Origin of the sequence: Pseudoalteromonas sp. APC 3224 (assembly GCF_030407535.1) — a bacterium.
Taxonomy (GTDB): Bacteria; Pseudomonadota; Gammaproteobacteria; order Enterobacterales; family Alteromonadaceae; genus Pseudoalteromonas.
The window spans coordinates 186,974-209,110 of the sequence record NZ_JASDDF010000001.1 but is presented as its reverse complement, the minus strand read 5'-3'; the positions used below and the strand labels follow the sequence as shown (position 1 = coordinate 209,110).

Sequence of the window (22,137 nt, the reverse complement as noted above, 5' to 3'; positions counted from 1 at the left end):
TCTACTCCTAGAATTGCAAACCGGCTTCACGCGCAGCATCAGCTAGCGCCTTCACACGGCCGTGATATTTAAAGCCACTGCGATCAAAAGCAATCTTTTCGATGCCTTTGTCAGCCGCACGTTCAGCAACCGCTTTACCAACTGCTTGTGCAGCTGCAACGTTGCCTGTGCCTTTAACTGTTTCGCTAATAGCTTTCTCAACAGTAGAAGCAGCAGCCAGTACATTACCCTCAGCGTTTACAACTTGAGCGTAAATGTGACGTGGCGTGCGGTGGATAACAAGACGCGTTGTGCCTTGTTCAATATAATTTCTACGAGTGCGTTTAGCACGACGTAGACGAGCTGTTTTTTTATCCATCGTCTTACCTTACTTCTTCTTAGCCTCTTTACGGCGTACATTCTCATCTGAATAACGAACACCTTTACCTTTATAAGGCTCAGGTTTACGGTATGCACGAATGTTAGCAGCTGTTTGACCAACTAACTGCTTGTCTACGCCCTTAACTAGAACTTCTGTTTGGCTTGGAGTTTCAATCGTAATTCCTTCAGGAACTGCGAAATTAACTGGGTGCGAGAAACCAAGAGTTAAGTCTAAAACTTTGCCCTTAGCTGCAGCACGGTAACCAACACCTACTAACTGAAGTTTCTTCTCGTAACCTTCATGCGTACCAACAACCATGTTGTTGATTAGAGCGCGAGCAGTACCTGCTTGTGCCCATGCATTGGCTACGCCTTCACGAGGTAAAGTTGTAATAACGTTGTCGTTAACTTGTACTTCAACAGCATTGTTGATAGTACGAGTAAGTTCACCGTTTTTGCCTTTAACTGTGATTTCCTGGCCTTTTAATGTAACTTCTACACCGGCAGGAACGTTTATTGGTGCCTTTGCTATGCGAGACATAGTTCCCCTCCGATTAAGCTACAAAACCAATGATTTCACCACCAACGCCTGCACTACGTGCTGCGCGGTCTGTCATTAGGCCTTTAGAAGTTGATACGATAGCGATACCTAAACCACCCATTACCTTCGGTAATTCGTCACGTCTCTTATAGATACGTAGACCAGGGCGACTTACACGCTGGATATTTTCAATAACAGCTTTGCCTTCGAAGTACTTTAACTCGATAGAAAGCTCAGGTTTAACATCACCACTTACTGCGAAGTCTGCGATGTAACCTTCATTTTTTAATACATTAGCTACTGCTACTTTCAGTTTCGAATTAGGCATCGTTACAGATACTTTCTTCGCTGACTGACCGTTACGGATTCGTGTAAATAAATCCGCGATAGGATCTTGCAAGCTCATAGTCTTACTCCCATGATTCTATTACCAGCTAGCCTTTTTAAGGCCAGGAATTTCACCGCGCATAGCTGCTTCGCGAACTTTAATACGGCTCATGCCGAATTTGCGAAGGAAACCATGTGGGCGGCCCGTAATGTTACAACGATTACGTTGACGTGCAGGGCTAGAATCACGAGGTAAAGCTTGTAGCTTAAGTACCGCGTCCCAACGATCATCTTCAGATGTATTAACATCACTGATGATAGCTTTTAGTGCTGCACGCTTTTCAGCGTACTGAGCAACTAGTTTAGTGCGCTTTGCTTCGCGCGCTTTCATAGAATTCTTTGCCATAACCCTACCCTTATTTCTTGAATGGGAAGTTAAACGCTTCTAACAACGCACGGCCTTCCTCATCTGATTTCGCAGATGTAGTGATTGTGATATCCATACCGCGTACACGGTCTACTTTATCATAATCAATTTCTGGGAAGATGATTTGTTCACGTACGCCCATGCTGTAGTTACCACGTCCATCAAAAGACTTAGCACTTACACCACGGAAGTCACGGATACGTGGGATAGCGATTGAAACCAAACGCTCAAAAAAGTCCCACATACGCTCGCCGCGTAGGGTTACTTTACAACCAATCGGGTAACCTTCACGCACTTTGAAGCCAGCAACAGATTTGCGTGCTTTAGTGATTAAAGGTTTCTGACCAGAGATAGCTTCTAGATCCGCAACAGCGTTATCTAAAATCTTCTTGTCAGCTAAGGCTTCGCCCACACCCATATTTAATGTGATCTTCTCGATCTGAGGGACTTGCATGACAGAGCTGAAACCAAACTTCTCTTGAAGTTCAGCAACTACTTTGTCTTTATATACTTCATGCAGTTTCGCCATCATTCTACTCCAACTATTAGATAGTTTTACCAGTAGATTTAAAGATACGTAATTTCTTACCATCTTCAATCTTGAAACCTACACGATCTGCTTTGCTCGTTTCCGAGTTGTAGATCGCAACGTTTGATACGTCGATAGACGCTTCTTTCTCAACAATACCGCCAGCTTGGTTCAACTGTGGAACCGGCTTTTGGTGTTTCTTGATTAAGTTAATGCCTTCGACAAATACTCGACCAGACTCGGTTACAACTGAAAGCACTTTTCCGCGCTTACCTTTGTCTTTACCTGCTAGTACGATTACTTCGTCATCACGACGGATTTTTGCTGCCATGATAGACTCCTTACAGTACTTCTGGGGCTAGTGAAACGATTTTCATGAACTTTTCATTACGAAGTTCGCGAGTCACAGGGCCGAAAATACGAGTACCAATAGGCTGCAAGTTATCATTTAAGATAACAGCCGCATTGCTGTCGAAACGGATCAATGAACCGTCTGGACGACGAACGCCTTTTTTGGTACGCACAACTACCGCGTTTTTAACATCACCTTTCTTCACTTTACCGCGAGGAATCGCTTCTTTTACAGAAACTTTAATGATATCGCCAATCGCTGCATAGCGACGGTGTGAACCACCAAGGACTTTTATACACTGCACTTTGCGAGCGCCGCTGTTATCAGCAACTTCCAGCTGAGTTTGCATTTGGATCATGTTAATGACCTCCGGTGTAGTAATTACAACTTGTCTTAAATTTGTTTAAAATCAAGACATTTCGATTGAATTCCACTCAAAAAACATACTAGATGTCTCTTAAGGGCGGGCAATTGTATCAGCATTGAGAGGGGAGTGGTAGGTTATTTTTTAATTAATTTAATGCGGACGCTAAATTAGAAACTGGTTTTTTATGCTATTTATCTAAATTACAGGTGGTTATAAAACAAACAAGGCATCTCAGCGATGCCTTGTTTTATATCAGTAATTAAAATTAGCCAAACAAACCTTTTAATTTGTCTTTAATTTTGTCTTTAGCTTTTTCTTTTGCTTCATCTTTAACCGCACTGCCTATATCTAATTTTATGCCAACATCATGAAATGGGCCTTTTATCCTCAGGGGAATTTTAAAGCCAGTGCTATCATCGGTAGTACCTTGACCTTCAATAGAATCAACTAAACCTGTTACTAGGCGGTAATTAACCAGAGTTTGCGGTAAATCAACATCTCCTTCACCTGAAATACGTATTAAAGGGCTGATCAACGATAAATCAGTATTTTTGCCTACGCCATTGGTAAAGTTAAAACTACCAGAAAGTGCAGAGAAATCTGTTTTCTCAGATTCCTCAAATCCTGTATCTAATCCCTCAGACACGGCATTAAAGTTGCCTTTAACTAGCTCTTTACCCTTACGCACCATTTCTGCTACGTTTGCTCCCTTAACTGCACCATCAGCGAACTTGAACCCTAGTTTACCATTAAGCGCGTTAATAAACGTTTTTTGGCTTTGCCCTGCTGTGGTTAGATTCCAGTTTAAAGAGCCCTTGCCCATTAGCTTATCAAACCCTGCAGCATCAGTAAGTAAGGGCTGTGCCTCTATTTTATCTAAGTCGAAGTTGGTTGCTATTTTATACGGGGTATTTTGAGCATTGATAGTAACCCCCCCTGTACCTGTTCCTTCATAAGCGGCAAAGCTATCTAAGCTTAATTTAGCAATGCTATTTTTAAGTGCTACAGTGAACTGGTTAGCGCCGAGTTTAATGTCGTTAGCTTTTAAACCACTTGAACGAACAATCATATTTGCATCTAATGCACTTAAGCCACTTAAATCAATTTTAGTATCATCCCATACAATCGGTTCTGCAGGCTTTGACTCGCCTTTTGCAGGGGCTTCTTTTTTAGCTACGGTTTCTGGTAAGTAAGGATTTAAATCAAGCATGCCTAAGTCAATATCAGCATTAACCGCTAAACGACTGCCTAGATTCACCTTACTTTTACCTTTAATCTCGAGTGCATCGAGCGTTGCAACTAATTCAGTTAGGTTAAACTCTTCACCGAGCAGGTGCATTTGGGCATTGATACTAAAGGCATTAAACGCATTGTCTTTAGCGTTTAAGTCAACCCCTTGCCAGTTAGCAATATTTTTAACTGAATCACCGTTAAGTGCTAATAATCCATTAATATCTTGGCCTTGTTTGGCTATGCTGCCATCAAACGTTAAATCTACTAAACGTGAGTTAAGTTTTTGCTTTACATTAAATGTGGCGCCTTCAATCGCTTTTGCTGGAGTATCAAGTTTTACATCAAGCTCAAATCGCTCTTGCATATAAGTAATAGCACCGGTTACTTCGAGCTGTTTGCGCAGTGAAGGCAGTAATATAGCCAGTTCTAAATCGCTAATTTGTTGTTTAGCACCCGTTTGACCATCTAAATATGTAAACGACCCGCCATAAATAGCGACTTCACCTAATTGAATATCAAAGTTTTCAGGTAGTTTGACTGCCTCACCCGATTGAGTTTGTTGCTCTGGTTGCTTGGCCACTGCATCAAATAACTGCCAGTTTGCTTTGCCGCTTTTATCGGTTTCTAGCAAAATATCAGGCTCATTAATGACAAACTTTTCTAGCTTTAGTTCGCCACCGAGTAATGAAAGCCACGGAATATGAACAGCAAGTTGCTGCATACTTGCCATATCAGCGCGCGAGCCGCTAGGCATATTGGCAAAATGCACATCATTAAGCTCCAGCTTTAATGCAGGAAATACACTGAGGGTTTTATCTCCCTTTATGGTTAATGTGCGCCCGGTTGTTTTTTCAACCTGCTCAGACACTTTATTAAAAATGGTATCAGTAGGAATTAAAAAAGGTGCAGCAACAATTAACGCTATGCATAGCAATAATATGACACCAATAATTTTAAATAAGGTCTTCATGATCATCCTTTCAAACGTGCAAATAATGCTCTTATCATAGCGAGAGTTAGCGCGAAAAGCATTGTTAAACAAATAAAAATGTATTAACCATAGCTATCCTCTTTCTAAATTAGGTTTTGAAGACTCACTTTAATAAACTTAAAGATTCACGCTTCTGATTACATTCCTTTAATTGTTCGGTATGATGCGCGCCCCTGTTGTATTTAGCCTAAATAAGCTAAAATAAAGCGACTAAAAAGTATATCTAACCGGAGAGTCTACAAGGCATGAAGAAACTGCTAATTTCACCGTCAAAAATGGCATTAGGCGAGCAAGAAAGTCAAATTTACCAAAACATTCTGAAGCAATCTTCAGAGCTAAGCCTAAACCTGATGGCTGTGAAAGTGGAAAACCATCCAGAAGACTTTTTAGGTTGGTGTTACGAGCTATTAAGCGCAAGCCGCGACCGCATTAATTATGACTTACTCGAAACCCCACAATTACCATTATTAAAAAAGCTGCATGACCAACTTATTTCAGCCATTAGCTTTTTACAATTAAAAACATTACGGGTAGCGCCTTGGCCAGTAGTGAGTATGTTTGTAGAGCAACATAAAGAACTGGTGGCACTTGATGAGCAGTTACGTTTAACTACTTATATTGCAGGCCTACGTGAAAAATCGTTAAAAAATATGATCCCTGAAGACTTACTCGCTTTTAGCGGTAAGCATATGGCATCACTCGATCCGAGTACTTATAACTTTGATGTAGAATGGTTTGCCTCTACCAAAAGCGCCAAAGGTTTTCACCAGATGCTGGCTGACCTGCCAGGTGCCTTCGACGATGCGCTTAGCAACATTCCACTTGAGGGTGATGTAGCCCAAACTGATTATCAGCAATTTGTAGTTGCTTACTTGAGTGCATTTAATGGTAGTGATGAAAAACCAACACTGGCACCTGCCACCCGCTTATTAGCAATGCGCCGCCCTGATGTATTTACACCAATAAGCAATAGCCGCTTAGATGCACTTTGCTCAGCTTTAGGTATCACCAAATTAAATAACCGCGACTTTGAGCGTTATTGGCAAGATGTAGTACAAAGTATTCACGCTATGTCATGGTTTAAAATGGCCAACGCTGGTAATGAACTAGAAACCCAATTAGTAGATATTAAAGCGCTTATACCTTGCTTTTTTTACTATGCAGATACTAACACTGCTGATAACTCTAACTACATTAAGCTACTTAATAAACCTACACGTAGCACTTCTAGCAGCAGTAAAGCGCCACGCCGAGGTAAAGAATCTGCTGAGATTTTAGTGGACCGCGCTCTTGCTGCTGATGATATCCCAGAACATATTCGTGCTAAACGTGACTCCATTATTAGCGAAGTACAGAAAGGTCGTGGCGTAAACGAAACAATTACCCTAATGCGCACCATATTTGGTTAATTAATCAACAAGCAAACCCAAATGGCCTAGCAGCGCTTTGATGGTGCAGCTAGGCTACTTTTTGCACCAGCAAAGTGAACCTTTAAAATAATCACTTTTGTATACCTACCTCATGTTATTTTCAATACATTGTTTTAAATAATAAAAATAATTTATAAACAAATAAGTTTAATTTGGCACACACAGTGCAAATACCCCATTAGTAACATAATAAAATGCCGCCAAACAAAAGGTTGTAGTCATTCATAATAAAAAGCCTTGGCGTGCAAAATCATACAATGGGAAATAAGACATGCTAAAACTACAAAAAACAATATTGATCAGTGCATTGGCATTAACAGGAATGACATCAACTACTGCATTTGCTGAAGTAACAGCAAATGCAGCAGCCACTTCTAACTACTTATGGCGCGGACAAGAGCAAACTGGGGGCGATGCAGCTGTATCTGGCGGTATTGATTACGCTAATGAATCTGGCTTTTATGCGGGCACTTGGGCGTCAAATGCGTCTTGGGCCGATGAAATGACCTACGAGCTAGACATATACGCAGGTTTTGGCGGCGCAATCAATGAAAGCGTGAGTTATGACGTAGGTTATATTTATTACGCGTACCCAGATGCGGCATCAGGTGCCGATGCAGATTTTTCTGAAGTTTACGGTAGCATTAGTGTGCAAGGTTTTACATTTGGTGCAGCCGTACTTGCAACTTCTGCTGCCAATGGTGACGGTACTGATTTTGGTGATTCATTGTATTTAAATGCCGATTACAGCTTCGCTGTTGGTAGCAATGGCACAGAAATGGCGCTACACATAGGTCATTACTCAGGCGATTTCATCGGTGATGACAATATCATTGATTATGGTGTATCGGTGTCTAAAGACGGTTTTACTTTTGGTCTATCAGATAACGACATGGACGGCTCTGATGTAAAAGCCTATGTAGCCTACGCTGTAGACTTTAACCTATAAAAAATGTGTTACTTGCTGCAACACTAAGGGCCGCAAGGCCCTTTCTCGTTTCATTGAGATCTTACTGCTACTCAAATTTGTTTTTGCTAAAATTTTTTTACTGCCAGTTTATTTTTATGATTGAATAAGCTTAATAACACTTGCTTAGAAATGAGCCTATCGGTATAAAAACCAAACACTCTAAAAATAAGAAGCGAACAGCCATGCAAGATCACAAAAGCCAACCATTAACCGATTTTATAGAATACCCGCCAGAGGAAATGCTCGAGCGAGCGAATGAGTTTTTACAAACTAGCCAACGCCGCCATAGTATTCGCAGCTTTAGTAACCGCCAGGTGCCAAAAGAAATAATCGAAACCTGTATAAAAGCGGCAGGTACAGCACCTAGTGGCGCAAACCACCAGCCTTGGCATTTTGTGGCCATTAATAGCGCAGATGTTAAAAAGCAAATTCGTGAAGCAGCCGAGAAATTAGAACGCTCATTTTATGAAGGTCGCGCAGGCGAAGAATGGCTTGATGCATTAAAACCATTAGGCACCGATGCTAATAAACCCTATTTAGAGCAAGCACCATGGTTGATTGCAGTGTTTAGTCAAAAAAAGGGAGGTGTAAATACGGACGATAAAAACACCAATTACTATGTGCATGAATCAGTAGGGCTGGCCACTGGTTTTTTAATTCAAGCACTACACCGAGCAGGCCTTGCAACCTTGACCCACACGCCAAAACCAATGAGCTTTTTAACCGATATTTGTGGTCGCGACAAAGATAACGAGCGCCCTTATATGCTATTAATTACAGGCTACCCCGATGAGCATGCAACGGTACCACTGCATGCACTTGATAAAAAGTCGCTGGATGAAATAGCCACTTTTATTTAACCTGAACTCTGGTTATTCAGTTATTGGTTGATAATCCACTGCTATTTTATCGCCAGCTTTAAGGCCCGTAATAATATGTTGCTGATTATCAATCTGCTCACCTAAGCGCACAAAACGACGCTCAATTTTGTCAGCGTTAATGACATACATCATACTGAGCTGTCCAAAGTCATGTATCCAATTAGGGTTAACAAGCACACCTTGGGTGTTTTCAAACGGTAAATGCAATTGTGCATATAACCCAGGGATCATTCCTGACTGTGGCTCAATTTCTAGCCGGATCAGTAAGCTACGTGCAGCGTTATCAACGACTGGTACAATTTCACTGATATTTGCAACCGTTGTTAGGTTGAGCGAAGGTAAACTCACGTTTAAACGATCGCCTAACTTAAGCTTTACTGCTTGTTGCTCTCGTACATTAAAAGCAAGTTGAAGTTGCTTTGGATTATAAAGCGTTAACAACGGTATACCAGGTGTGGCTGTATCGCCAGGTTCAGCTAAACGTTCAACAACGACACCAGATATAGGGGCTTTAATTTGCGTGTAGTTAAGTGATACCTGCGCCTGGGTTTGCTGCTGCTTTGCTCCAGCTAAATTGGCAGTTAAGTTATCAAATTTTGCTTTAGCATCATCAAGCTCACTCACGGGTACTAACCCTTTTGCCTGTAACTCAGTTACTCTAGTAAGTTGCTTTTTAGCTTGGTTTAATGAGGCTTGCACCGCATTAATATTTGCCTCACTTTGTGCCAGCATCGCTTTAAAGTCATCTTGCTTTAGGGTGATTAATAAGTCACCTTTGCTAACCTTATCACCGGCGCGCACTTTAAATTGCTTTACTTGTGCCATTACATTTGACGAAATTTGGGTGTTTTGTTTCGCAATTACACTCCCTGGTACATACTCTGTTCGCGAAATAGTTTGCAGCTCAACAGTGACCACCTCACCTTGATATTGAGTAACTGAAATCTCTTTTAACCCTGCAGGCTGTTTATCACTAAAGCTACCGGCCATGTATAGCACTGCTACAATAACCACAACCAATGCACTGATTGCGCCTAAAACTTTTGATTTACCCTGCATGTGCTTCTTCCTCTGGGTTTGTAAACACTAAATAATAAACAAGCGGTACAACAAATAACGAAAACACGGTAGACGCCACGATGCCAAAAATAATTGCTATGGCTAATCCGCTAAATACTGGGTCAAGTGTGATCACTAAGTTACCTAATAAAGTAGTTCCGGCGGTTAATAATACTGGGCGCATTCGTACCGACCCTGCAGCAATAAGTGCCTCTTTTATTGCCACCCCCTGAGCGCGTGCTTGGTTAATAAATTCGACTAAAATAAGTGAATTACGTACTACAATACCTGCTAAGGCAATCATGCCTATCATCGCAGTAGCGGTAAATAATACCGGCTCAGGAGCCCCTGCTATGGTGCGTTCACCAAATTGATTGAGTAACCAAAATCCAGGCATAATACCAATCACTGTTAATGGAATGGCCGACATAATAATCAGCGACAAACTAACAGATTGAGTTTGAATGCGTAAAATAATAAATATAGCACTGAGCGCAAAGGCAAAAGCAATGCCCATATCCCTGAACACATCAATGGTGATACGCCACTCACCTTCACCACTGAAGTTAACATCAGTTCCTTGCGGTAATTGCCATGGCGCGGTTCCGCCATTATTAAAAAAGTGCCGTGTTAACCACACGCTTTTTTCAAACCCATGATCACTTGCGTTTAAATCGGCATTTACATCCGCAATAATCTCTGCAGGCGTGCGTCCATTTAGTTCCGCCATCACATAAATAACGTCACGCTGATCTTTACGCATTAGTGTGTCGGCCACGTTTAATGGTTTAAACTCTCCCAGCTCTGAAAGCGACACTAAAGGTCTGGGGGCACTTGTTATACCTAACTCATTACTGGTTTTAGCTAAGTCCCTATCCCCTCTTACTTGCAGTGTAAGTAATTGTGAAAGCTGATTACGCTCGCTATAAGGCAATTGTAATTGTATTGGAACTGGCTGAGTTTCACCGCTTACGTACAACACTCCAACCTGTTGCCCCTGCGAAGCAATACTGAGTGTTTGTGCAATATTTTGGGTAGCAATAGCACTGAGCGCAGCCTTGGTTTTATCCGTAATAAAGCGCTGTAATGGGGCTGGGGCAACTAAAGATGTGTCAACCTCAACAACATGAGGCTCTTGGCGTAAACGTGCTGCAACATGTTGAGCAGCCTGCCTATGGGTATGCTTATCAACAAAGGGATCACGATACACTTCAGCAACTAAAGTACTCAACACCGGTGGCCCAGGTGGTACCTCGACCACTTTAATAACAATGCCATTTTTTGCTAAAGGAGCAAGTTGTTCGCGTAGCCGCATAACCACACCATGAGATTGATGATCTCGTGCTGATTTATCCACCAGCAATACTCTAAGCTCTGCTAAATTAGCAGCTTCACGGCGATAATAACCACGCACCATGCCATTAAAATCCATACTAGAGGGCTGCCCAACATATGCGGCTATTTCACTTACTTCATTTAACTGCCATGTGAGGGTTTGAACCTGCTTAGTAAATGCAGCCGTGCTCTCTAGATTAGTACCCTCTGGCATATCTATAAGTACTTGCAGCTCATTTTTGTTATCAAAGGGCAGGAGTTTTAATGGTACCAAGCGCATCACGGGTAACATGGCACTGATAATAAACAATCCTAATGTTATCCATAGCACCCATTTAGCTCGCACTTTTGAGGCAAGTAATGGACTGAGTAATCGTTGGTATAAACCCGCTTTAGGCTCAAGCTCAGGTTGTTCTAAGGTGTGTGATTTAAGCAATTTCATTGCCAACCATGGGGTGACAAAAAAGGCTACCAAAGTAGACACCATGACACTAATGGGCACGTTGAACGCCATAGGTGCCATGTATGGCCCCATCATGCCGGTAATAAACGCCAGTGGAATAAACGCCACCATTATAGTGAGTGTCGACATAAGCAAAGCATTTCGAATTTCGCTCATTGCGCCAACAACATTTTGTTTTTTATCGCCTTTGTTATTTATAAAGCGACTAATATTATCAATACCCGTGATAGGGTCGTCTACCAGTAAGCCTAATGATAAAATAAGCGCAAATAAGGTCACCCGGTTAATGGTGTAACCAAATGCAAAATCTAATGAGAGTGTAATGCCATAACAAATAGGAACCGCCAGCCCAACCACCACGGCAGGACGCCAACCTAAAAACACGCCAACAAATATCACCACAGTAAACACTGCAAACACTAAACTTGATGTGAGGTTATTTACTTTTTCATTCGCAGTTTGGCCATAATCTCTGAGTACTGTATAGCTAACTTCTGGTGGTAATAAGGTATTTGTAAGTTCATTCATCATGGTATGAACATCATTTGCAACAGCAACCGCATTAGTCCCTGTTTGCTTGGCTACGCTTAAAGTAACCATAGGCAACTGCTGCTGATCAGTAGATTGCGCTAACCATTGGTAATGCTCAGTTTCACCAGGGCCATCGCTTACTGTTGCAATGTCCATCAAGTAAACACTTTTACCATTAACCACATTAACAACTAATTGCTCTACCGCTGATTGTGTTCTTAGTACATCACCTGCCTGAATAGCAATTTGCTGCTGATTATCAACCACATTTCCCACTTGGGTGAGTTGGTTTGATACATTTAATGCGTAAAAAACATCGTTTACCGTGGTTTGATGGGCAGCCAGTGCGCTGGCATTTAAATTGATGGTAAGAGTACGTGTACGCCCCGAAATTACTTTAACTTCACTGGTATGCTCAATGCGTTGCAAACTATTAGCAATTTCGTTAGCAAAACGGGTTAGTTCATAATCACCATAGAGTTGCGGGTCTTTACTGTAGAGACCTAACATCACAATAGGCACGTCATCTACTTCTATTGGGCGAATTTGCCAACTTTTGATCACCGATGCCATTGTATGCTGATAACTATTTAGTTTTGCGTAGGTATCTAAAATAGCTTGTTCGCGGTTGTGCCCTACTTCAAAACGCAGCGTAACCACTGTACTGTTAGTTTGTGTGGTTGAGTAAATATGCTCAACTCCCACCAACTGGGCCAGTAACTTTTCGAGCGGTTGAGTTACTAACCTAGCGACTTCAGGCGCCTCAACGTTAGGTGCAGATACATAAATATCGAGCATGGGCACAGTAATTTGTGGCTCTTCTTCTCGAGGTGTCTGATTTAGTGCAAATACCCCAAGTAACAAAGACATCACAAAAATAATAATCGGAATGCGACCACTTAAACTACTTTTTACCGCATTGTCTATTAAGCTCATCGCACTTAGCCCTTACAAAATAACCCATACAAGGTACCAAGCAGAACGACTGCATTCTCATCAATGACACGATAATAAATTGTTTGGCTCTCGCGGCGCGTAGCTACAATATTTGCTTTACGCAGCGCTGCTAAATGCTGTGATAACGCAGACTGCGCTAATGGCACGGCTTCATTAAGCTGAGACACGCTCATCTCGGAGTCTTGCAAAGAACATAAAATCATTAAGCGATTTTTATTGGCTAAAATTTTTAATAGCTGCTCAGCTTGTTCTACATTGCCGGCCATGGCAGTAAAGTCAATATTCATACTATGCTCTTATTCTAAAATAGAGCCTGAGTATAAGACGTTAGGTTAGAAAAGTCTAATATTAGATTTTACTAATATAGATATATCTAATATAGCAGCTGTACTGAATTAAATAACTGGCCTACTATAATGAAACTAAAACAATGCACTCAGACTAATCGCTGGCATAATGATTATTGTGTCGCTTTTATTGCAAACTTATCACGATCCTAAGTGGATTTACTTTACAGCTTTTATCGCAGTAAATTTAATTCAATCAGCTTTTACTAGCTGGTGCCCAATGATCACTTTATTACGCAAACTTGGCTTTAAGGAATAAACACCATGCTTACACCCATTCCCGATTTACTAAAAATAATTACTCCTAATCAGCGCCGTATTGATGCCGAACAAGCAAAGAAAGAACTTGAGCAAAATAAAGGCTTACTGATTGATGTGCGTGAACCCGCTGAACATGCCACCAAAGCAGCTACTGGCGCAATTAACATTCCACGCGGGTTACTTGAAATGAAACTTATGGAAATAGAAAAAGACGCAGCCCGTCCTATTTATTTACATTGCGCTAGTGGCGCGCGTGCAACATTAAGTGCTGAGGCACTGACTCGAGTAGGTTACAGAAATGTGACGGTTATCACCTGTGATGCAACGAAAGTGTTGAATACATTCTAATTTTTTAACAAAAAAGTAACCTTAATGTGGTACGATTTGCTTTTTATACTTTATAGGTACAAAGCAATGACGCTTACACGAAGAACTTTTTTAAAAGCCTCGGCAGCAGGATTTGGGGTCGCAGTCTTATCGTTAGGGTTAACGGGTTGTCGGTTTGATGATGAAGATGATAATTTTATTGACGTTAGTTTTAACCATGGCGTTGCTAGTGGCGACCCACTAGCAGATAGCTTAATTTTATGGACTCGCGTTACACCAAAAGATCCAGCAACCAGCCGTATTAAAGTGCAATGGCAAGCTGCGACAGATGAAAATTTCACCTCTATTAGTCACGATGGTGAAGCCTATATAAGTGCAGCCACAGACTTTACTCTCAAAATTGACTTACAAGGCCTTGATCCCAACACAACGTATTACTACCGCTTTAAATCAAATGGTAAAACCTCTCCTATTGGCACAGGTAAAACATTACCAACAGGCAATATTGATCAAGTAAAGCTGGCAGTTGTGTCGTGCGCTAATTACCCTGCTGGCTTTTTTCATGTTTATGGTGAAATAGCAAAGCAACCTGACTTAGATGCGGTACTCCATTTAGGCGATTACATATACGAATATGGAAATAATGGCTACGCTACTGAAGACGCAACTAGCTTAGGTCGCTTACTACCTGAAGATAACAGCAATGAAATTATTAGCTTAACTGACTATCGTAAACGCTATGCCCACTACCGCACCGATGGCAATTTACAAGCAGCTCACAGCAATTGCGCCTTTATAACAGTATGGGACGACCATGAGGTTACTAATGATACTTGGCGTGAAGGTGCAGAAAACCATAATGACGGTGAAGGTGAATTTAGCGCGCGTAAACTACATGCCCTACAAGCCTACTTTGAATGGATGCCTATACGTAATGTAGTCGATAAAGAACGTATTTATCGCCGTTTTGAATTTGGTAATTTAGTGTCGCTATACATGCTAGATACCCGTGTGCTCGCTCGTGATGAACAACTCAACTATGCTGATTTTGATTTAACTAGCGCACAAGGGCAAAGCGATTTTGTTAGTGCTGTTAGTTCGCCCACACGCGCATTACTGGGTAGTGAACAACTAACCTGGCTCACCGATGGTATGACAACCTCAAACTCAAAATGGCAAGTACTTGGCCAACAAGTGTTAATGACCAAGATGCACCTGCCGTTTGAAGTACTACAGCTTTTAGTGAGCCTACAAGTAAGCCAAGCAAATGGTGCTGACACTGGCGCCCTGCTTGCTCAAGCATCAGCATTATTTGCTGAGCTGGCACAAATTAAAGGCCGTATTCTAGCTGGTGATCCAACAGTAACTGATGCAGAGCGTGCGCGTGTTGATACCACCGCACCTTACAATTTAGATGCCTGGGACGGCTACGCCTATGAGCGTGAGGTACTGCTTGGTACAGCTATTGCTGCACAAAAAAACTTAGTGGTGTTAGCCGGCGATACTCACAATGGTTGGGCTGGGCAATTAAAAACTGATGCGAGCAATCCAATAGCCGCATCACAAAATGCGGGAGTTGAGTTTGCCACCTCTTCAGTGTCTTCGCCAGGTCTTGAAAAATACTTAGCACTAAATACACAGGGCCCTGAAGTTACAGTTCAAATGGAGCAAGTTCTTGCTTTACTTGTAAACGACTTGGCTTATAGCAATTTGGCTGACCGAGGTTATCTAACAGTTACCTTCACTCAAGAACAAGCAAGCGCTAAGTGGAATTATGTAAGCAGCATAAAAACAACCTCTTACGAAATGCAAACCGAGCGCAGCAAAGAATTACGTATGCTAGCAGGTCAGCCTATAATACAAGGGTAAAGTCTCAATAAGGTATCTAGGAGCTAGGGAAAAGGTTCTAGGTGAAAGATTAAAACAGTCCGGTGGTCAGCTGATCGCCGGACCGTTTACAATACGGCTTTAATCATTGGTAATTTCTTTCATATTCTTAGTATGACTATTCCTCTCAAAGCGCATGAATAAAACATGAGCGAGACTTGATAACACGATCAATACTATGCCTGCGACACCCAATAAAGTTTGAGTTTGCTGAAGAAAAATATAGCCCAAAATACTAGAAAATAGAATTTGTGCATATTCAAGCGGCATTAGCTTAGATAAATCACTTTTATTAAAAGCAAAAAAACGTGCTGCAAGTTTAGTAACAAGAAGCCCACCGTATAACATAATTAATAGAACACTAGTTGTATCTAAAGGTTTCCATACAAAAATAGCTACTGGTAGTAGAATAACCGCCGAATAGAGAGGAGCAAAAACCATTTGAGGCACAACTTTCTCTGCATTGCCTATTTTCTTTAAGTTAATATTATAAATGACTAAAATAGCTACCGCTGACAGCGTAAAAATCAATCCTAGATAGAGATTTTGCTGCGTTACTTGGCTCGCCATTAGTTTTGGAGAGAGCAGCATCATCACTCCAGCTAAATTCAAAATAATAGCGATATAGACATAAGCTTTTGGTTTTTCTCTAAAGATAAACACCGACAGAATGGACGTTATAAGTGGCACAAAAAAGTTAATCGCGGTCACTTCCGCTAAACTTAAATATTGCAGAGCATAAAACAAGCATATTGTTGAACTAACACCAAGCAACCCTCTAAATATATGTAACTTCATTTGTTGGGGTTTGATATTTTCCCATTTACCTTTTGAGAATAATGCAATTGCCGCAAAAGCAGCCATAACATTAACTAAAAAGACAACTTGGAATGGGCTGATAGATTTACCTAAAAAACCACCGATTAGTAACATTACACTTAAGATAAATGAATCTGACAACATCCAAATTACTGCGGTTGACTCTTTACTAGCCATTTAACTTCTCTCCATGTATTTGTGTAGCACAGTTATATGCTACAAAATTGCGCCCCATTAGAATTCATCACCTTTGAATCCTATAAAGACTGTATCCTTTTTAGATAAAACCACCTTAAATTACACCTGCATTAGGTACGTTGCAAAGGATTTAGAGATTATTGAATCTAATAGCGTAAGTCACTTTAAAGAGATTAAGTGACACTGCGCTTTAGAGAAAAGACCTAAGTTAAAAGATTAGTAACGAATTCAAGGCACTGGGACCGGCGTAGGACGTGCTTTAGCGCGTTAATTTCACTTCTGTAGCCATAAATGACGACCTACATACTCAGTTGTTCTGATCGATTGATTTAATATCCTACCCTCATTCATTTCTCACTTTCTTCTCTTTGTGCAAAACGTAGTACGATAATAAGTTAATTTTACTTTCTCTCGTCCAGTAACGTGACCAACATTTGTTCGATATTTTTCACACTGTAGGCCAGCGAGCGAATAAGTTCGACTTGGCTTTGTGGCTCGTCTTGTTTTGCTTGAGCGGGTTGTTCTGCCGTGAGGTTATCTTTTTGAGTTAAAATGGCTTCACGAAATTCACTGGCATTAACTACCCCAAGTAACGATACCAGCGCACCGTGACCAGACTGTCCTGCTGTTTCAAAACTTAACCGGTATAAGCCAAACATGCGCATTAGCGGCCCCTGACTCAACCCGACATCGGTAATTTTTTCTAGTGGAATCGATTTTTCTTCTTTAAATAAAATACCGCGCTTCACCACTAGCTTGCGCTCTAGTAAATCGGCCGACATAGCGGCTAATACTCGACTTGCGACTAACCACACTAAAAGTAATACAACGGGTAAAAGTATAATAGTTACAACTGGAAAAAGGCTAAATATTGCAGCTAAGCACATCCAGTACTGTTTTACCTTGTTATCAAAAGTGGCACTTTTTAAAGTTATATTAGACATAGTTTTATTACTTTTAAATTATAGTATTTTTAAGTTACATTAATTATAAGTTGTACACAATTCAACCACCTTGATAGTTACAATCCAATAACCACTTTAATTGCCAGCGCAATAAATACCGCACCTAACAGCCTATCTAACCATATATTTTGTTTAGTAAAACCAAAGCGCCTTTTAGACACCTCAGTGAGTAAGGCTACCAATAAATACCAGCCGGTATCTATCACGAAAACCGTTAAGCACATAACAACGCCAATACTTAGAGTAAGATTCTCTGGGTCAATAAATTGTGAAAATAATGCCAGAAAGAAAATTGCTAGCTTAGGGTTTAAAAATGCAATGGCAAAGCCATCTTGTAACGCCTTAGAACTGCTCACGTCGCTTTGCTGAATATGTAGCTCGCTGTCGCTGGGTTTTGAAAATAGTATTTTCAAACCTAAATACGCTAAATAGGCTGCCCCTAAATACACTAAAAATTGGTACACAGTAGGAAATTGCAACATCAATGCACCTAATCCCAACAGTGAAGCTGCGGCATATAAGCCCACTCCAAAACCATGACTTAACGCTGCTAGCATGCCATTTTTCATGCCACCGCTTAAGCTATGTTTTAATACCACAGCTAAACTGGGCCCGGGAGACATCGCCCCCATCATGCACACCAGCGCTAAGCTCAACCATAATGATAACGCCATTAGTAACCCTTATATTTCTTCATTTTCAATAAGTAATGCATAACCATGCACTTGCCCATAAAAGCCTGTCAATGGCACTGCGTTTATTACTTTCCAGCCATCTTGGTTTAATTCCAGTATGCGATCATTTAGTGCGGCTATATCTACCCCACCCAAAAAACGGGCCTTTCTGAATTCGATTACTTTTTGCATTATAAATACCTGCTTTATAGGCTGTATTCAAAATCGTAATGATGAATCCCTTGCTCAATCCGTATTTTCATACTGCCAGTTAGTCCTGCTAGCTCATCAGTGCCTGAGTCGGGCACCACTTTTAAAATTAAGCTGTCTTGGCCTTTGTCCATCAGCCCAAAATGCTGCAGTACAAAACTGCCTTTCTTGCCCTCAAGCTCGCCTATCACTTGCTCTATTGCAACATAACCAGCGCTGCCTTGGGTGGGAGTCATGGCGCTAAGCATTTCGCCTTGGCTAGTTGCCGTTAAGCTGCCAGTGAATTTTTTATCAATCGACATCCGACCTAAATTAACGCCTTGCTGTCCATGTGCATACCCTTCTATAGGCGCTAATGTAACGGTAAACTCGCCTGTTATCTGTTTAGTTGTCATAATTTTTCCCTATTGATGATTTTTAATACTATTGATTTTTAATCTATTGATGCCATATCTATACCTTAATCATCAATAAGAATCTACTATGCCTACAGACAAGCCTGCTTCAGATAAAGCCGCCTTTAGCGCTTTATTCCCTATATTCAATTTTATTAAGCCTTATAAATGGGTGGTTTTAGGGGCTCTAGTAGCATTACTTGCCACCGCAGGAGTTAATTTATCGCTAGGCCAAGGCGTTAAGTTTGTGATTGATCATGGCTTTATTGCCGGCTCGCAAGCGCAATTACAACAAGCTGTTTTGGTATTAATTGGCTTGATCAGTTTATTGGCAGTGGGTACATTCAGCCGATTTTATTTAATGTCGTGGATTGGCGAGCGAGTCAGTAATGACATTCGAAAAGCTGTATTCAATCGTATTGTTACTTTGCATCCGAGTTACTTTGAAGAAAATCGCAGCGGCGAGCTGATGTCGCGACTCACCACCGACACTACCTTATTACAATCTATTATCGGCTCATCATTTTCTATGGCGCTGCGAAGCGCGCTAATGTTAGTCGGTGGTTTAATTATGCTGCTTGTAACTAATTTAAAGCTTACCTTAGTGGTGGTTGCCTGCGTCCCTTTAGTACTGGTGCCTATGTTGGTTTTTGGAAAAAAAGTACGCAAACTAGCAAGTTCTAGCCAAGATGCGATTGCAGATATCAGCACCTACGCGGGTGAGATCATTCAAAATATAAAAGTGGTACAGAGTTATAGCCATGAACAGCAAGAACAATCTGCTTTTGCTAATGAAACCGAAAAGGCCTTTAACGTTGCCAAAAGCCGCATTAAACAACGTTCGTTTTTAATTGCAGCAGTTATTTTTCTTACCTTTAGCGCTATTAGTGCCATGCTCTGGGTAGGCGGTAGTGATGTGCTCGCAGGCACTATGACGGGCGGTGAACTCGGTGCTTTTGTGTTTTATGCCATTATGGTGGCCATGTCGGTAGCAACCGTTGCTGAGGTTTATGGTGAACTACAACGCGCCGCAGGAGCCGCAGCAAGATTGCTCGAGCTACTTGCGGTTGAAAGTAAAATACAAAACCCCGAAATTCCACAAGATGATCAGTTGCATACAACTACCAGCAACAGTGCAATTTCACTTGAAGGTATTAGTTTTAATTACCCTTCTCGCCCAGATGTAAGCGCATTAAATAATATCAGCTTAAATATTGAAACAGGTAAAACCGTGGCTATTGTTGGCCCTTCAGGTGCCGGTAAAACCACCTTGTTTGAACTGTTACAGCGTTTTTATGACCCTGCTAGCGGAGCGATTAAGTTTCATAATATAAATATTAAACAGTTGTCGTTAAACACCTTACGCAACAAAATGGGGATGGTGGCACAAAACCCGATTTTATTTAGCTCTGATGTTATGCATAATATTCGCTATGGCAACCCAAGCGCCAGTGACGAGCAAGTTTATGCAGCCGCTAAACATGCCCATGCTGATGAATTTATAAAACAGTTACCACAAGGCTATAACAGCTTCTTAGGTGAACAAGGTGTAAGGCTATCGGGTGGGCAAAAGCAGCGTATTGTTCTTGCTCGCGCCATTTTAAAAGACCCAGAAATACTGCTACTTGATGAGGCTACCAGCGCGCTTGATGCGCAAAGCGAGCATCATGTTCAGGCCGCACTTGAACACTTAATGCAAAATAGAACAACGCTGATTATTGCCCATAGACTGGCCACGGTAAAACATGCCGATATGATTGTGGTAATGGAAAATGGCGAAATAAAAGCTACAGGCACTCATCAGCAATTAATGGCAAGTAACCCTTTGTATCAAAAACTATGTGAATTACAGTTTAATTTAGATTGATTGCATTTTAGTTGCTACTTCTTTTTAAGCCATTTATTCATTGCGGTATCGTAAGCCTCAGTTAGCTTAGTTTTATCGCACTTTACACCAGCTATGTAACTTTCGGGCAAGTCATTTTTTGGCATAACCCCTGCACCAACAGATACCTTTCTAAAACAGCTATCACCTCGTCGATAAGTGGTAAATTGCATATTTTGCTGCTCTATTTTTAATAGTGGCTTTACCTTGCCTGCATGCTCTTTTGAAACTGTAATACGCTTTTTCTGAAGGTCACTCTTTGCAGTATCAGAATAGCCAGTTTGTTGCTGTAAAATACTGTTGAGTCCTTTGTTTAAATCGATCTTTTTATAAGGCTTTAAAATTACAGGCTGAGTATTTTTCGTGATGGTATTTAGCGGCTTAGTCGTTTTCTCTGTTTTTTATAATTAATATTTAGTGGTTTTGATTGGGTGGCATTAATAGGCTCAATAGATTTAATTTCTGTATTTTTATTTGTATGAGCGCGTTGTTGAGGGACTTGTTGTGTTGCTTTAATTTTAGCTGGCACACTTACCATATAAGCTTTAATGGGGATTGATTGCGGTGGTTTTATGTCAGGTGCTTTTAATGTGGCAGCAAAAAGCAAAACTAATCCGTGTAAACATATTGATAAAATAATTGCCGTGCGCCACGCTGCCATAAATATGTCCTTCTCGAAGAACTATTTGTGACAGCTAACGCAGGCAAAAGTGCCATTAAAATATACAAAACCACGCATTTGCGCGGTTTTAGCTATTAACCTTGTGTATTAGGCACTATTTGAATTTCGACGCGGCGGTTTTGCGCGCGACCATTCGCGGTATCGTTAGTGGCAATTGGGCGTGATTCACCAAAGCCACTCGTACTTACTCGTGCAGCCATAATTTGTTGGTTTACCAAGTAATTTTTTACACTTTGTGCTCGCTGCTCTGAAAGAGTCATGTTGTAACTATCTTTGCCCGTGCTGTCGGTGTGGCCTTCAACACTTAAGTAGGTTTTTTCGTATTTATTCATTACACTTGCTATCGCATTTAGAGTGTCATGAAAGCCCGATGAAATATAAGATTGATCAGTCGCAAACGTAATATTAGAGGGCATCACTAAGCGTAAGTTATCACCTTCACGTACCACTTCAACTCCCGAACCTGCTAGTTCATCACGAAAAGCAGCTTCTTGTTTATCCATGTAATCACCTACAGCTGCCCCCGCTAGCGCACCAATAGCTGCACCAATAAAAATACGTTTATCTTTGTGGTTACCTGTCGCCTTACCTAAAATCCCTCCTGCTGCGGCACCAATCGCGGCGCCTTTACCTGTGTTATTCATTTCACAGCCAGAAAGTAATACAGCAACTACAGTGACACTTAAAAGTGATTTAGTTAACATCATGGTAATTTCCTATTCATTTAGAATTTA

The 22,137-nt window shown here is 41.1% G+C and carries 26 protein-coding genes; 7 read left to right on the top strand and 19 right to left on the bottom strand.

The genetic code is table 11. The features are described from left to right. Nucleotides 1-7: 7 nt before the first annotated feature. From rplR to QL989_RS00925, 8 genes are all read right to left on the bottom strand, one after another. Complete coding sequence (rplR, locus tag QL989_RS00960; RefSeq protein ID WP_008115388.1) at nucleotides 8-358, bottom strand: 50S ribosomal protein L18; 351 nt, start codon at nucleotides 356-358, stop codon at nucleotides 8-10. A gap of 9 nt (nucleotides 359-367) precedes the next feature. After that, complete coding sequence (rplF, locus tag QL989_RS00955; RefSeq protein WP_008115390.1) at nucleotides 368-901, bottom strand: 50S ribosomal protein L6; 534 nt, start codon at nucleotides 899-901, stop codon at nucleotides 368-370. Nucleotides 902-914: 13 nt separating this feature from the next. Next, complete coding sequence (gene rpsH, locus QL989_RS00950; RefSeq protein ID WP_008115392.1) at nucleotides 915-1,307, bottom strand: 30S ribosomal protein S8; 393 nt, start codon at nucleotides 1,305-1,307, stop codon at nucleotides 915-917. Nucleotides 1,308-1,328: 21 nt separating this feature from the next. Continuing rightward, on the bottom strand, nucleotides 1,329-1,634 hold the full coding sequence (gene rpsN / locus QL989_RS00945) for a 30S ribosomal protein S14 (RefSeq protein WP_006794245.1): 306 nt from the start codon (nucleotides 1,632-1,634) through the stop codon (nucleotides 1,329-1,331). Nucleotides 1,635-1,644: 10 nt separating this feature from the next. Next, nucleotides 1,645-2,184 carry a 50S ribosomal protein L5 gene (rplE, locus tag QL989_RS00940; RefSeq protein ID WP_010392500.1) on the bottom strand — a complete coding sequence of 180 codons (540 nt, stop codon included), beginning with the start codon at nucleotides 2,182-2,184 and terminating at the stop codon, nucleotides 1,645-1,647. A 16-nt stretch (nucleotides 2,185-2,200) separates the two neighbouring features. Beyond that, nucleotides 2,201-2,515: a 50S ribosomal protein L24 gene (gene rplX / locus QL989_RS00935; RefSeq protein WP_004589210.1), complete on the bottom strand. Its 315-nt coding sequence runs from the start codon at nucleotides 2,513-2,515 to the stop codon at nucleotides 2,201-2,203. 10 nt (nucleotides 2,516-2,525) lie between these two features. Further along, complete coding sequence (rplN, locus tag QL989_RS00930; RefSeq protein ID WP_008115397.1) at nucleotides 2,526-2,894, bottom strand: 50S ribosomal protein L14; 369 nt, start codon at nucleotides 2,892-2,894, stop codon at nucleotides 2,526-2,528. Nucleotides 2,895-3,168: 274 nt separating this feature from the next. Further along, on the bottom strand, nucleotides 3,169-5,106 hold the full coding sequence (locus QL989_RS00925; RefSeq protein WP_290167494.1) for an AsmA family protein: 1,938 nt from the start codon (nucleotides 5,104-5,106) through the stop codon (nucleotides 3,169-3,171). A gap of 266 nt (nucleotides 5,107-5,372) precedes the next feature. On the opposite strand from QL989_RS00925, the gene QL989_RS00920 reads away from it, so the two are divergent. The 3 genes from QL989_RS00920 to QL989_RS00910 all read left to right on the top strand — a co-directional run bounded on the left by QL989_RS00920 (nucleotide 5,373) and on the right by QL989_RS00910 (nucleotide 8,387). Next, nucleotides 5,373-6,536, top strand: a complete 1,164-nt coding sequence (locus tag QL989_RS00920; RefSeq protein WP_290167492.1) for a hypothetical protein — start codon at nucleotides 5,373-5,375, stop codon at nucleotides 6,534-6,536. A 292-nt stretch (nucleotides 6,537-6,828) separates the two neighbouring features. Continuing rightward, nucleotides 6,829-7,506: a TorF family putative porin gene (locus QL989_RS00915; RefSeq protein WP_138608292.1), complete on the top strand. Its 678-nt coding sequence runs from the start codon at nucleotides 6,829-6,831 to the stop codon at nucleotides 7,504-7,506. A gap of 203 nt (nucleotides 7,507-7,709) precedes the next feature. After that, nucleotides 7,710-8,387 (top strand): nitroreductase family protein, encoded by a 678-nt coding sequence (locus tag QL989_RS00910; protein WP_290167489.1) that lies wholly within the window; start codon nucleotides 7,710-7,712, stop codon nucleotides 8,385-8,387. Between the two features lie 12 nt (nucleotides 8,388-8,399). Here the strand turns inward: QL989_RS00910 and QL989_RS00905 are convergent, their stop codons facing one another. The 3 genes from QL989_RS00905 to QL989_RS00895 are packed head-to-tail and all read right to left on the bottom strand — an operon-like array spanning nucleotide 8,400 to nucleotide 13,040. Beyond that, nucleotides 8,400-9,467, bottom strand: coding sequence for an efflux RND transporter periplasmic adaptor subunit (locus QL989_RS00905; RefSeq protein WP_290167486.1), 1,068 nt, complete (start codon nucleotides 9,465-9,467; stop codon nucleotides 8,400-8,402). Next, nucleotides 9,457-12,732: an efflux RND transporter permease subunit gene (locus QL989_RS00900; protein WP_290167484.1), complete on the bottom strand. Its 3,276-nt coding sequence runs from the start codon at nucleotides 12,730-12,732 to the stop codon at nucleotides 9,457-9,459. The genes QL989_RS00905 and QL989_RS00900 overlap by 11 nt, the downstream gene beginning before the upstream one ends. Before the next feature lie 5 nt (nucleotides 12,733-12,737). After that, the gene (locus QL989_RS00895; RefSeq protein WP_010392476.1) at nucleotides 12,738-13,040 is read right to left on the bottom strand and encodes a metalloregulator ArsR/SmtB family transcription factor; all 303 of its coding nucleotides are present in this window, start codon (nucleotides 13,038-13,040) and stop codon (nucleotides 12,738-12,740) included. Between the two features lie 157 nt (nucleotides 13,041-13,197). Between QL989_RS00895 and QL989_RS00890 the strand changes: the two genes are divergently transcribed. From QL989_RS00890 to QL989_RS00880, 3 genes are all read left to right on the top strand, one after another. Further along, nucleotides 13,198-13,359 (top strand): DUF2892 domain-containing protein, encoded by a 162-nt coding sequence (locus QL989_RS00890; protein ID WP_290167504.1) that lies wholly within the window; start codon nucleotides 13,198-13,200, stop codon nucleotides 13,357-13,359. 5 nt (nucleotides 13,360-13,364) lie between these two features. Next, nucleotides 13,365-13,709 (top strand): rhodanese-like domain-containing protein, encoded by a 345-nt coding sequence (locus QL989_RS00885; RefSeq protein ID WP_138608299.1) that lies wholly within the window; start codon nucleotides 13,365-13,367, stop codon nucleotides 13,707-13,709. A gap of 66 nt (nucleotides 13,710-13,775) precedes the next feature. Then, entirely contained in the window at nucleotides 13,776-15,557 is a 1,782-nt protein-coding gene (locus tag QL989_RS00880) for an alkaline phosphatase D family protein (protein WP_290167482.1), read from the top strand. 99 nt (nucleotides 15,558-15,656) lie between these two features. Here QL989_RS00880 and QL989_RS00875 read toward each other — a convergent pair whose 3' ends face one another. From QL989_RS00875 to QL989_RS00855, 5 genes are all read right to left on the bottom strand, one after another. Beyond that, on the bottom strand, nucleotides 15,657-16,571 hold the full coding sequence (locus QL989_RS00875) for a DMT family transporter (RefSeq protein ID WP_138594040.1): 915 nt from the start codon (nucleotides 16,569-16,571) through the stop codon (nucleotides 15,657-15,659). A 422-nt stretch (nucleotides 16,572-16,993) separates the two neighbouring features. Next, complete coding sequence (locus tag QL989_RS00870; protein ID WP_290167480.1) at nucleotides 16,994-17,536, bottom strand: PH domain-containing protein; 543 nt, start codon at nucleotides 17,534-17,536, stop codon at nucleotides 16,994-16,996. Between the two features lie 77 nt (nucleotides 17,537-17,613). After that, on the bottom strand, nucleotides 17,614-18,231 hold the full coding sequence (locus QL989_RS00865; protein WP_138608302.1) for a LysE family translocator: 618 nt from the start codon (nucleotides 18,229-18,231) through the stop codon (nucleotides 17,614-17,616). A gap of 9 nt (nucleotides 18,232-18,240) precedes the next feature. Further along, a complete protein-coding gene (locus QL989_RS00860) occupies nucleotides 18,241-18,423 on the bottom strand; it encodes a hypothetical protein (protein ID WP_290167477.1) in 183 nt (60 codons plus the stop codon). Between the two features lie 14 nt (nucleotides 18,424-18,437). Continuing rightward, nucleotides 18,438-18,836, bottom strand: coding sequence for a DUF3224 domain-containing protein (locus QL989_RS00855; RefSeq protein WP_290167475.1), 399 nt, complete (start codon nucleotides 18,834-18,836; stop codon nucleotides 18,438-18,440). 88 nt (nucleotides 18,837-18,924) lie between these two features. Here QL989_RS00855 and QL989_RS00850 point away from each other — a divergent pair, with 88 nt between their 5' ends. Then, the gene (locus QL989_RS00850) at nucleotides 18,925-20,703 is read left to right on the top strand and encodes an ABC transporter transmembrane domain-containing protein (RefSeq protein ID WP_290167473.1); all 1,779 of its coding nucleotides are present in this window, start codon (nucleotides 18,925-18,927) and stop codon (nucleotides 20,701-20,703) included. A gap of 14 nt (nucleotides 20,704-20,717) precedes the next feature. Here QL989_RS00850 and QL989_RS00845 read toward each other — a convergent pair whose 3' ends face one another. The 3 genes from QL989_RS00845 to QL989_RS00835 all read right to left on the bottom strand — a co-directional run bounded on the left by QL989_RS00845 (nucleotide 20,718) and on the right by QL989_RS00835 (nucleotide 22,110). Then, nucleotides 20,718-20,894, bottom strand: coding sequence for a hypothetical protein (locus QL989_RS00845; protein WP_290167471.1), 177 nt, complete (start codon nucleotides 20,892-20,894; stop codon nucleotides 20,718-20,720). A 200-nt stretch (nucleotides 20,895-21,094) separates the two neighbouring features. Further along, nucleotides 21,095-21,382: a hypothetical protein gene (locus QL989_RS00840; RefSeq protein WP_290167469.1), complete on the bottom strand. Its 288-nt coding sequence runs from the start codon at nucleotides 21,380-21,382 to the stop codon at nucleotides 21,095-21,097. Nucleotides 21,383-21,477: 95 nt separating this feature from the next. Beyond that, nucleotides 21,478-22,110: an OmpA family protein gene (locus QL989_RS00835; protein WP_010392457.1), complete on the bottom strand. Its 633-nt coding sequence runs from the start codon at nucleotides 22,108-22,110 to the stop codon at nucleotides 21,478-21,480. Nucleotides 22,111-22,137: the final 27 nt, after the last annotated feature.

What these genes read in the sequence shown, in the direction of transcription:
- QL989_RS00850 (WP_290167473.1), top strand. Translation starts at nt 18,925, where the DNA reads ATGCCTACAGACAAGCCTGCTTCAGATAAAGCCGCCTTTAGCGCTTTA.
- rplX (WP_004589210.1), bottom strand. Translation starts at nt 2,515, where the DNA reads ATGGCAGCAAAAATCCGTCGTGATGACGAAGTAATCGTACTAGCAGGT.
- QL989_RS00870 (WP_290167480.1), bottom strand. Translation starts at nt 17,536, where the DNA reads ATGTCTAATATAACTTTAAAAAGTGCCACTTTTGATAACAAGGTAAAA.
- rplN (WP_008115397.1), bottom strand. Translation starts at nt 2,894, where the DNA reads ATGATCCAAATGCAAACTCAGCTGGAAGTTGCTGATAACAGCGGCGCT.
- QL989_RS00900 (WP_290167484.1), bottom strand. Translation starts at nt 12,732, where the DNA reads ATGAGCTTAATAGACAATGCGGTAAAAAGTAGTTTAAGTGGTCGCATT.
- QL989_RS00855 (WP_290167475.1), bottom strand. Translation starts at nt 18,836, where the DNA reads ATGACAACTAAACAGATAACAGGCGAGTTTACCGTTACATTAGCGCCT.
- QL989_RS00915 (WP_138608292.1), top strand. Translation starts at nt 6,829, where the DNA reads ATGCTAAAACTACAAAAAACAATATTGATCAGTGCATTGGCATTAACA.
- rplF (WP_008115390.1), bottom strand. Translation starts at nt 901, where the DNA reads ATGTCTCGCATAGCAAAGGCACCAATAAACGTTCCTGCCGGTGTAGAA.
- rplR (WP_008115388.1), bottom strand. Translation starts at nt 358, where the DNA reads ATGGATAAAAAAACAGCTCGTCTACGTCGTGCTAAACGCACTCGTAGA.
- QL989_RS00860 (WP_290167477.1), bottom strand. Translation starts at nt 18,423, where the DNA reads ATGCAAAAAGTAATCGAATTCAGAAAGGCCCGTTTTTTGGGTGGGGTA.
- QL989_RS00840 (WP_290167469.1), bottom strand. Translation starts at nt 21,382, where the DNA reads ATGGCAGCGTGGCGCACGGCAATTATTTTATCAATATGTTTACACGGA.
- QL989_RS00875 (WP_138594040.1), bottom strand. Translation starts at nt 16,571, where the DNA reads ATGGCTAGTAAAGAGTCAACCGCAGTAATTTGGATGTTGTCAGATTCA.
- QL989_RS00865 (WP_138608302.1), bottom strand. Translation starts at nt 18,231, where the DNA reads ATGGCGTTATCATTATGGTTGAGCTTAGCGCTGGTGTGCATGATGGGG.
- QL989_RS00835 (WP_010392457.1), bottom strand. Translation starts at nt 22,110, where the DNA reads ATGATGTTAACTAAATCACTTTTAAGTGTCACTGTAGTTGCTGTATTA.
- QL989_RS00905 (WP_290167486.1), bottom strand. Translation starts at nt 9,467, where the DNA reads ATGCAGGGTAAATCAAAAGTTTTAGGCGCAATCAGTGCATTGGTTGTG.
- QL989_RS00910 (WP_290167489.1), top strand. Translation starts at nt 7,710, where the DNA reads ATGCAAGATCACAAAAGCCAACCATTAACCGATTTTATAGAATACCCG.
- rpsN (WP_006794245.1), bottom strand. Translation starts at nt 1,634, where the DNA reads ATGGCAAAGAATTCTATGAAAGCGCGCGAAGCAAAGCGCACTAAACTA.
- QL989_RS00880 (WP_290167482.1), top strand. Translation starts at nt 13,776, where the DNA reads ATGACGCTTACACGAAGAACTTTTTTAAAAGCCTCGGCAGCAGGATTT.
- QL989_RS00885 (WP_138608299.1), top strand. Translation starts at nt 13,365, where the DNA reads ATGCTTACACCCATTCCCGATTTACTAAAAATAATTACTCCTAATCAG.
- QL989_RS00925 (WP_290167494.1), bottom strand. Translation starts at nt 5,106, where the DNA reads ATGAAGACCTTATTTAAAATTATTGGTGTCATATTATTGCTATGCATA.
- QL989_RS00920 (WP_290167492.1), top strand. Translation starts at nt 5,373, where the DNA reads ATGAAGAAACTGCTAATTTCACCGTCAAAAATGGCATTAGGCGAGCAA.
- rpsH (WP_008115392.1), bottom strand. Translation starts at nt 1,307, where the DNA reads ATGAGCTTGCAAGATCCTATCGCGGATTTATTTACACGAATCCGTAAC.
- QL989_RS00845 (WP_290167471.1), bottom strand. Translation starts at nt 20,894, where the DNA reads ATGCAATTTACCACTTATCGACGAGGTGATAGCTGTTTTAGAAAGGTA.
- QL989_RS00895 (WP_010392476.1), bottom strand. Translation starts at nt 13,040, where the DNA reads ATGAATATTGACTTTACTGCCATGGCCGGCAATGTAGAACAAGCTGAG.
- rplE (WP_010392500.1), bottom strand. Translation starts at nt 2,184, where the DNA reads ATGGCGAAACTGCATGAAGTATATAAAGACAAAGTAGTTGCTGAACTT.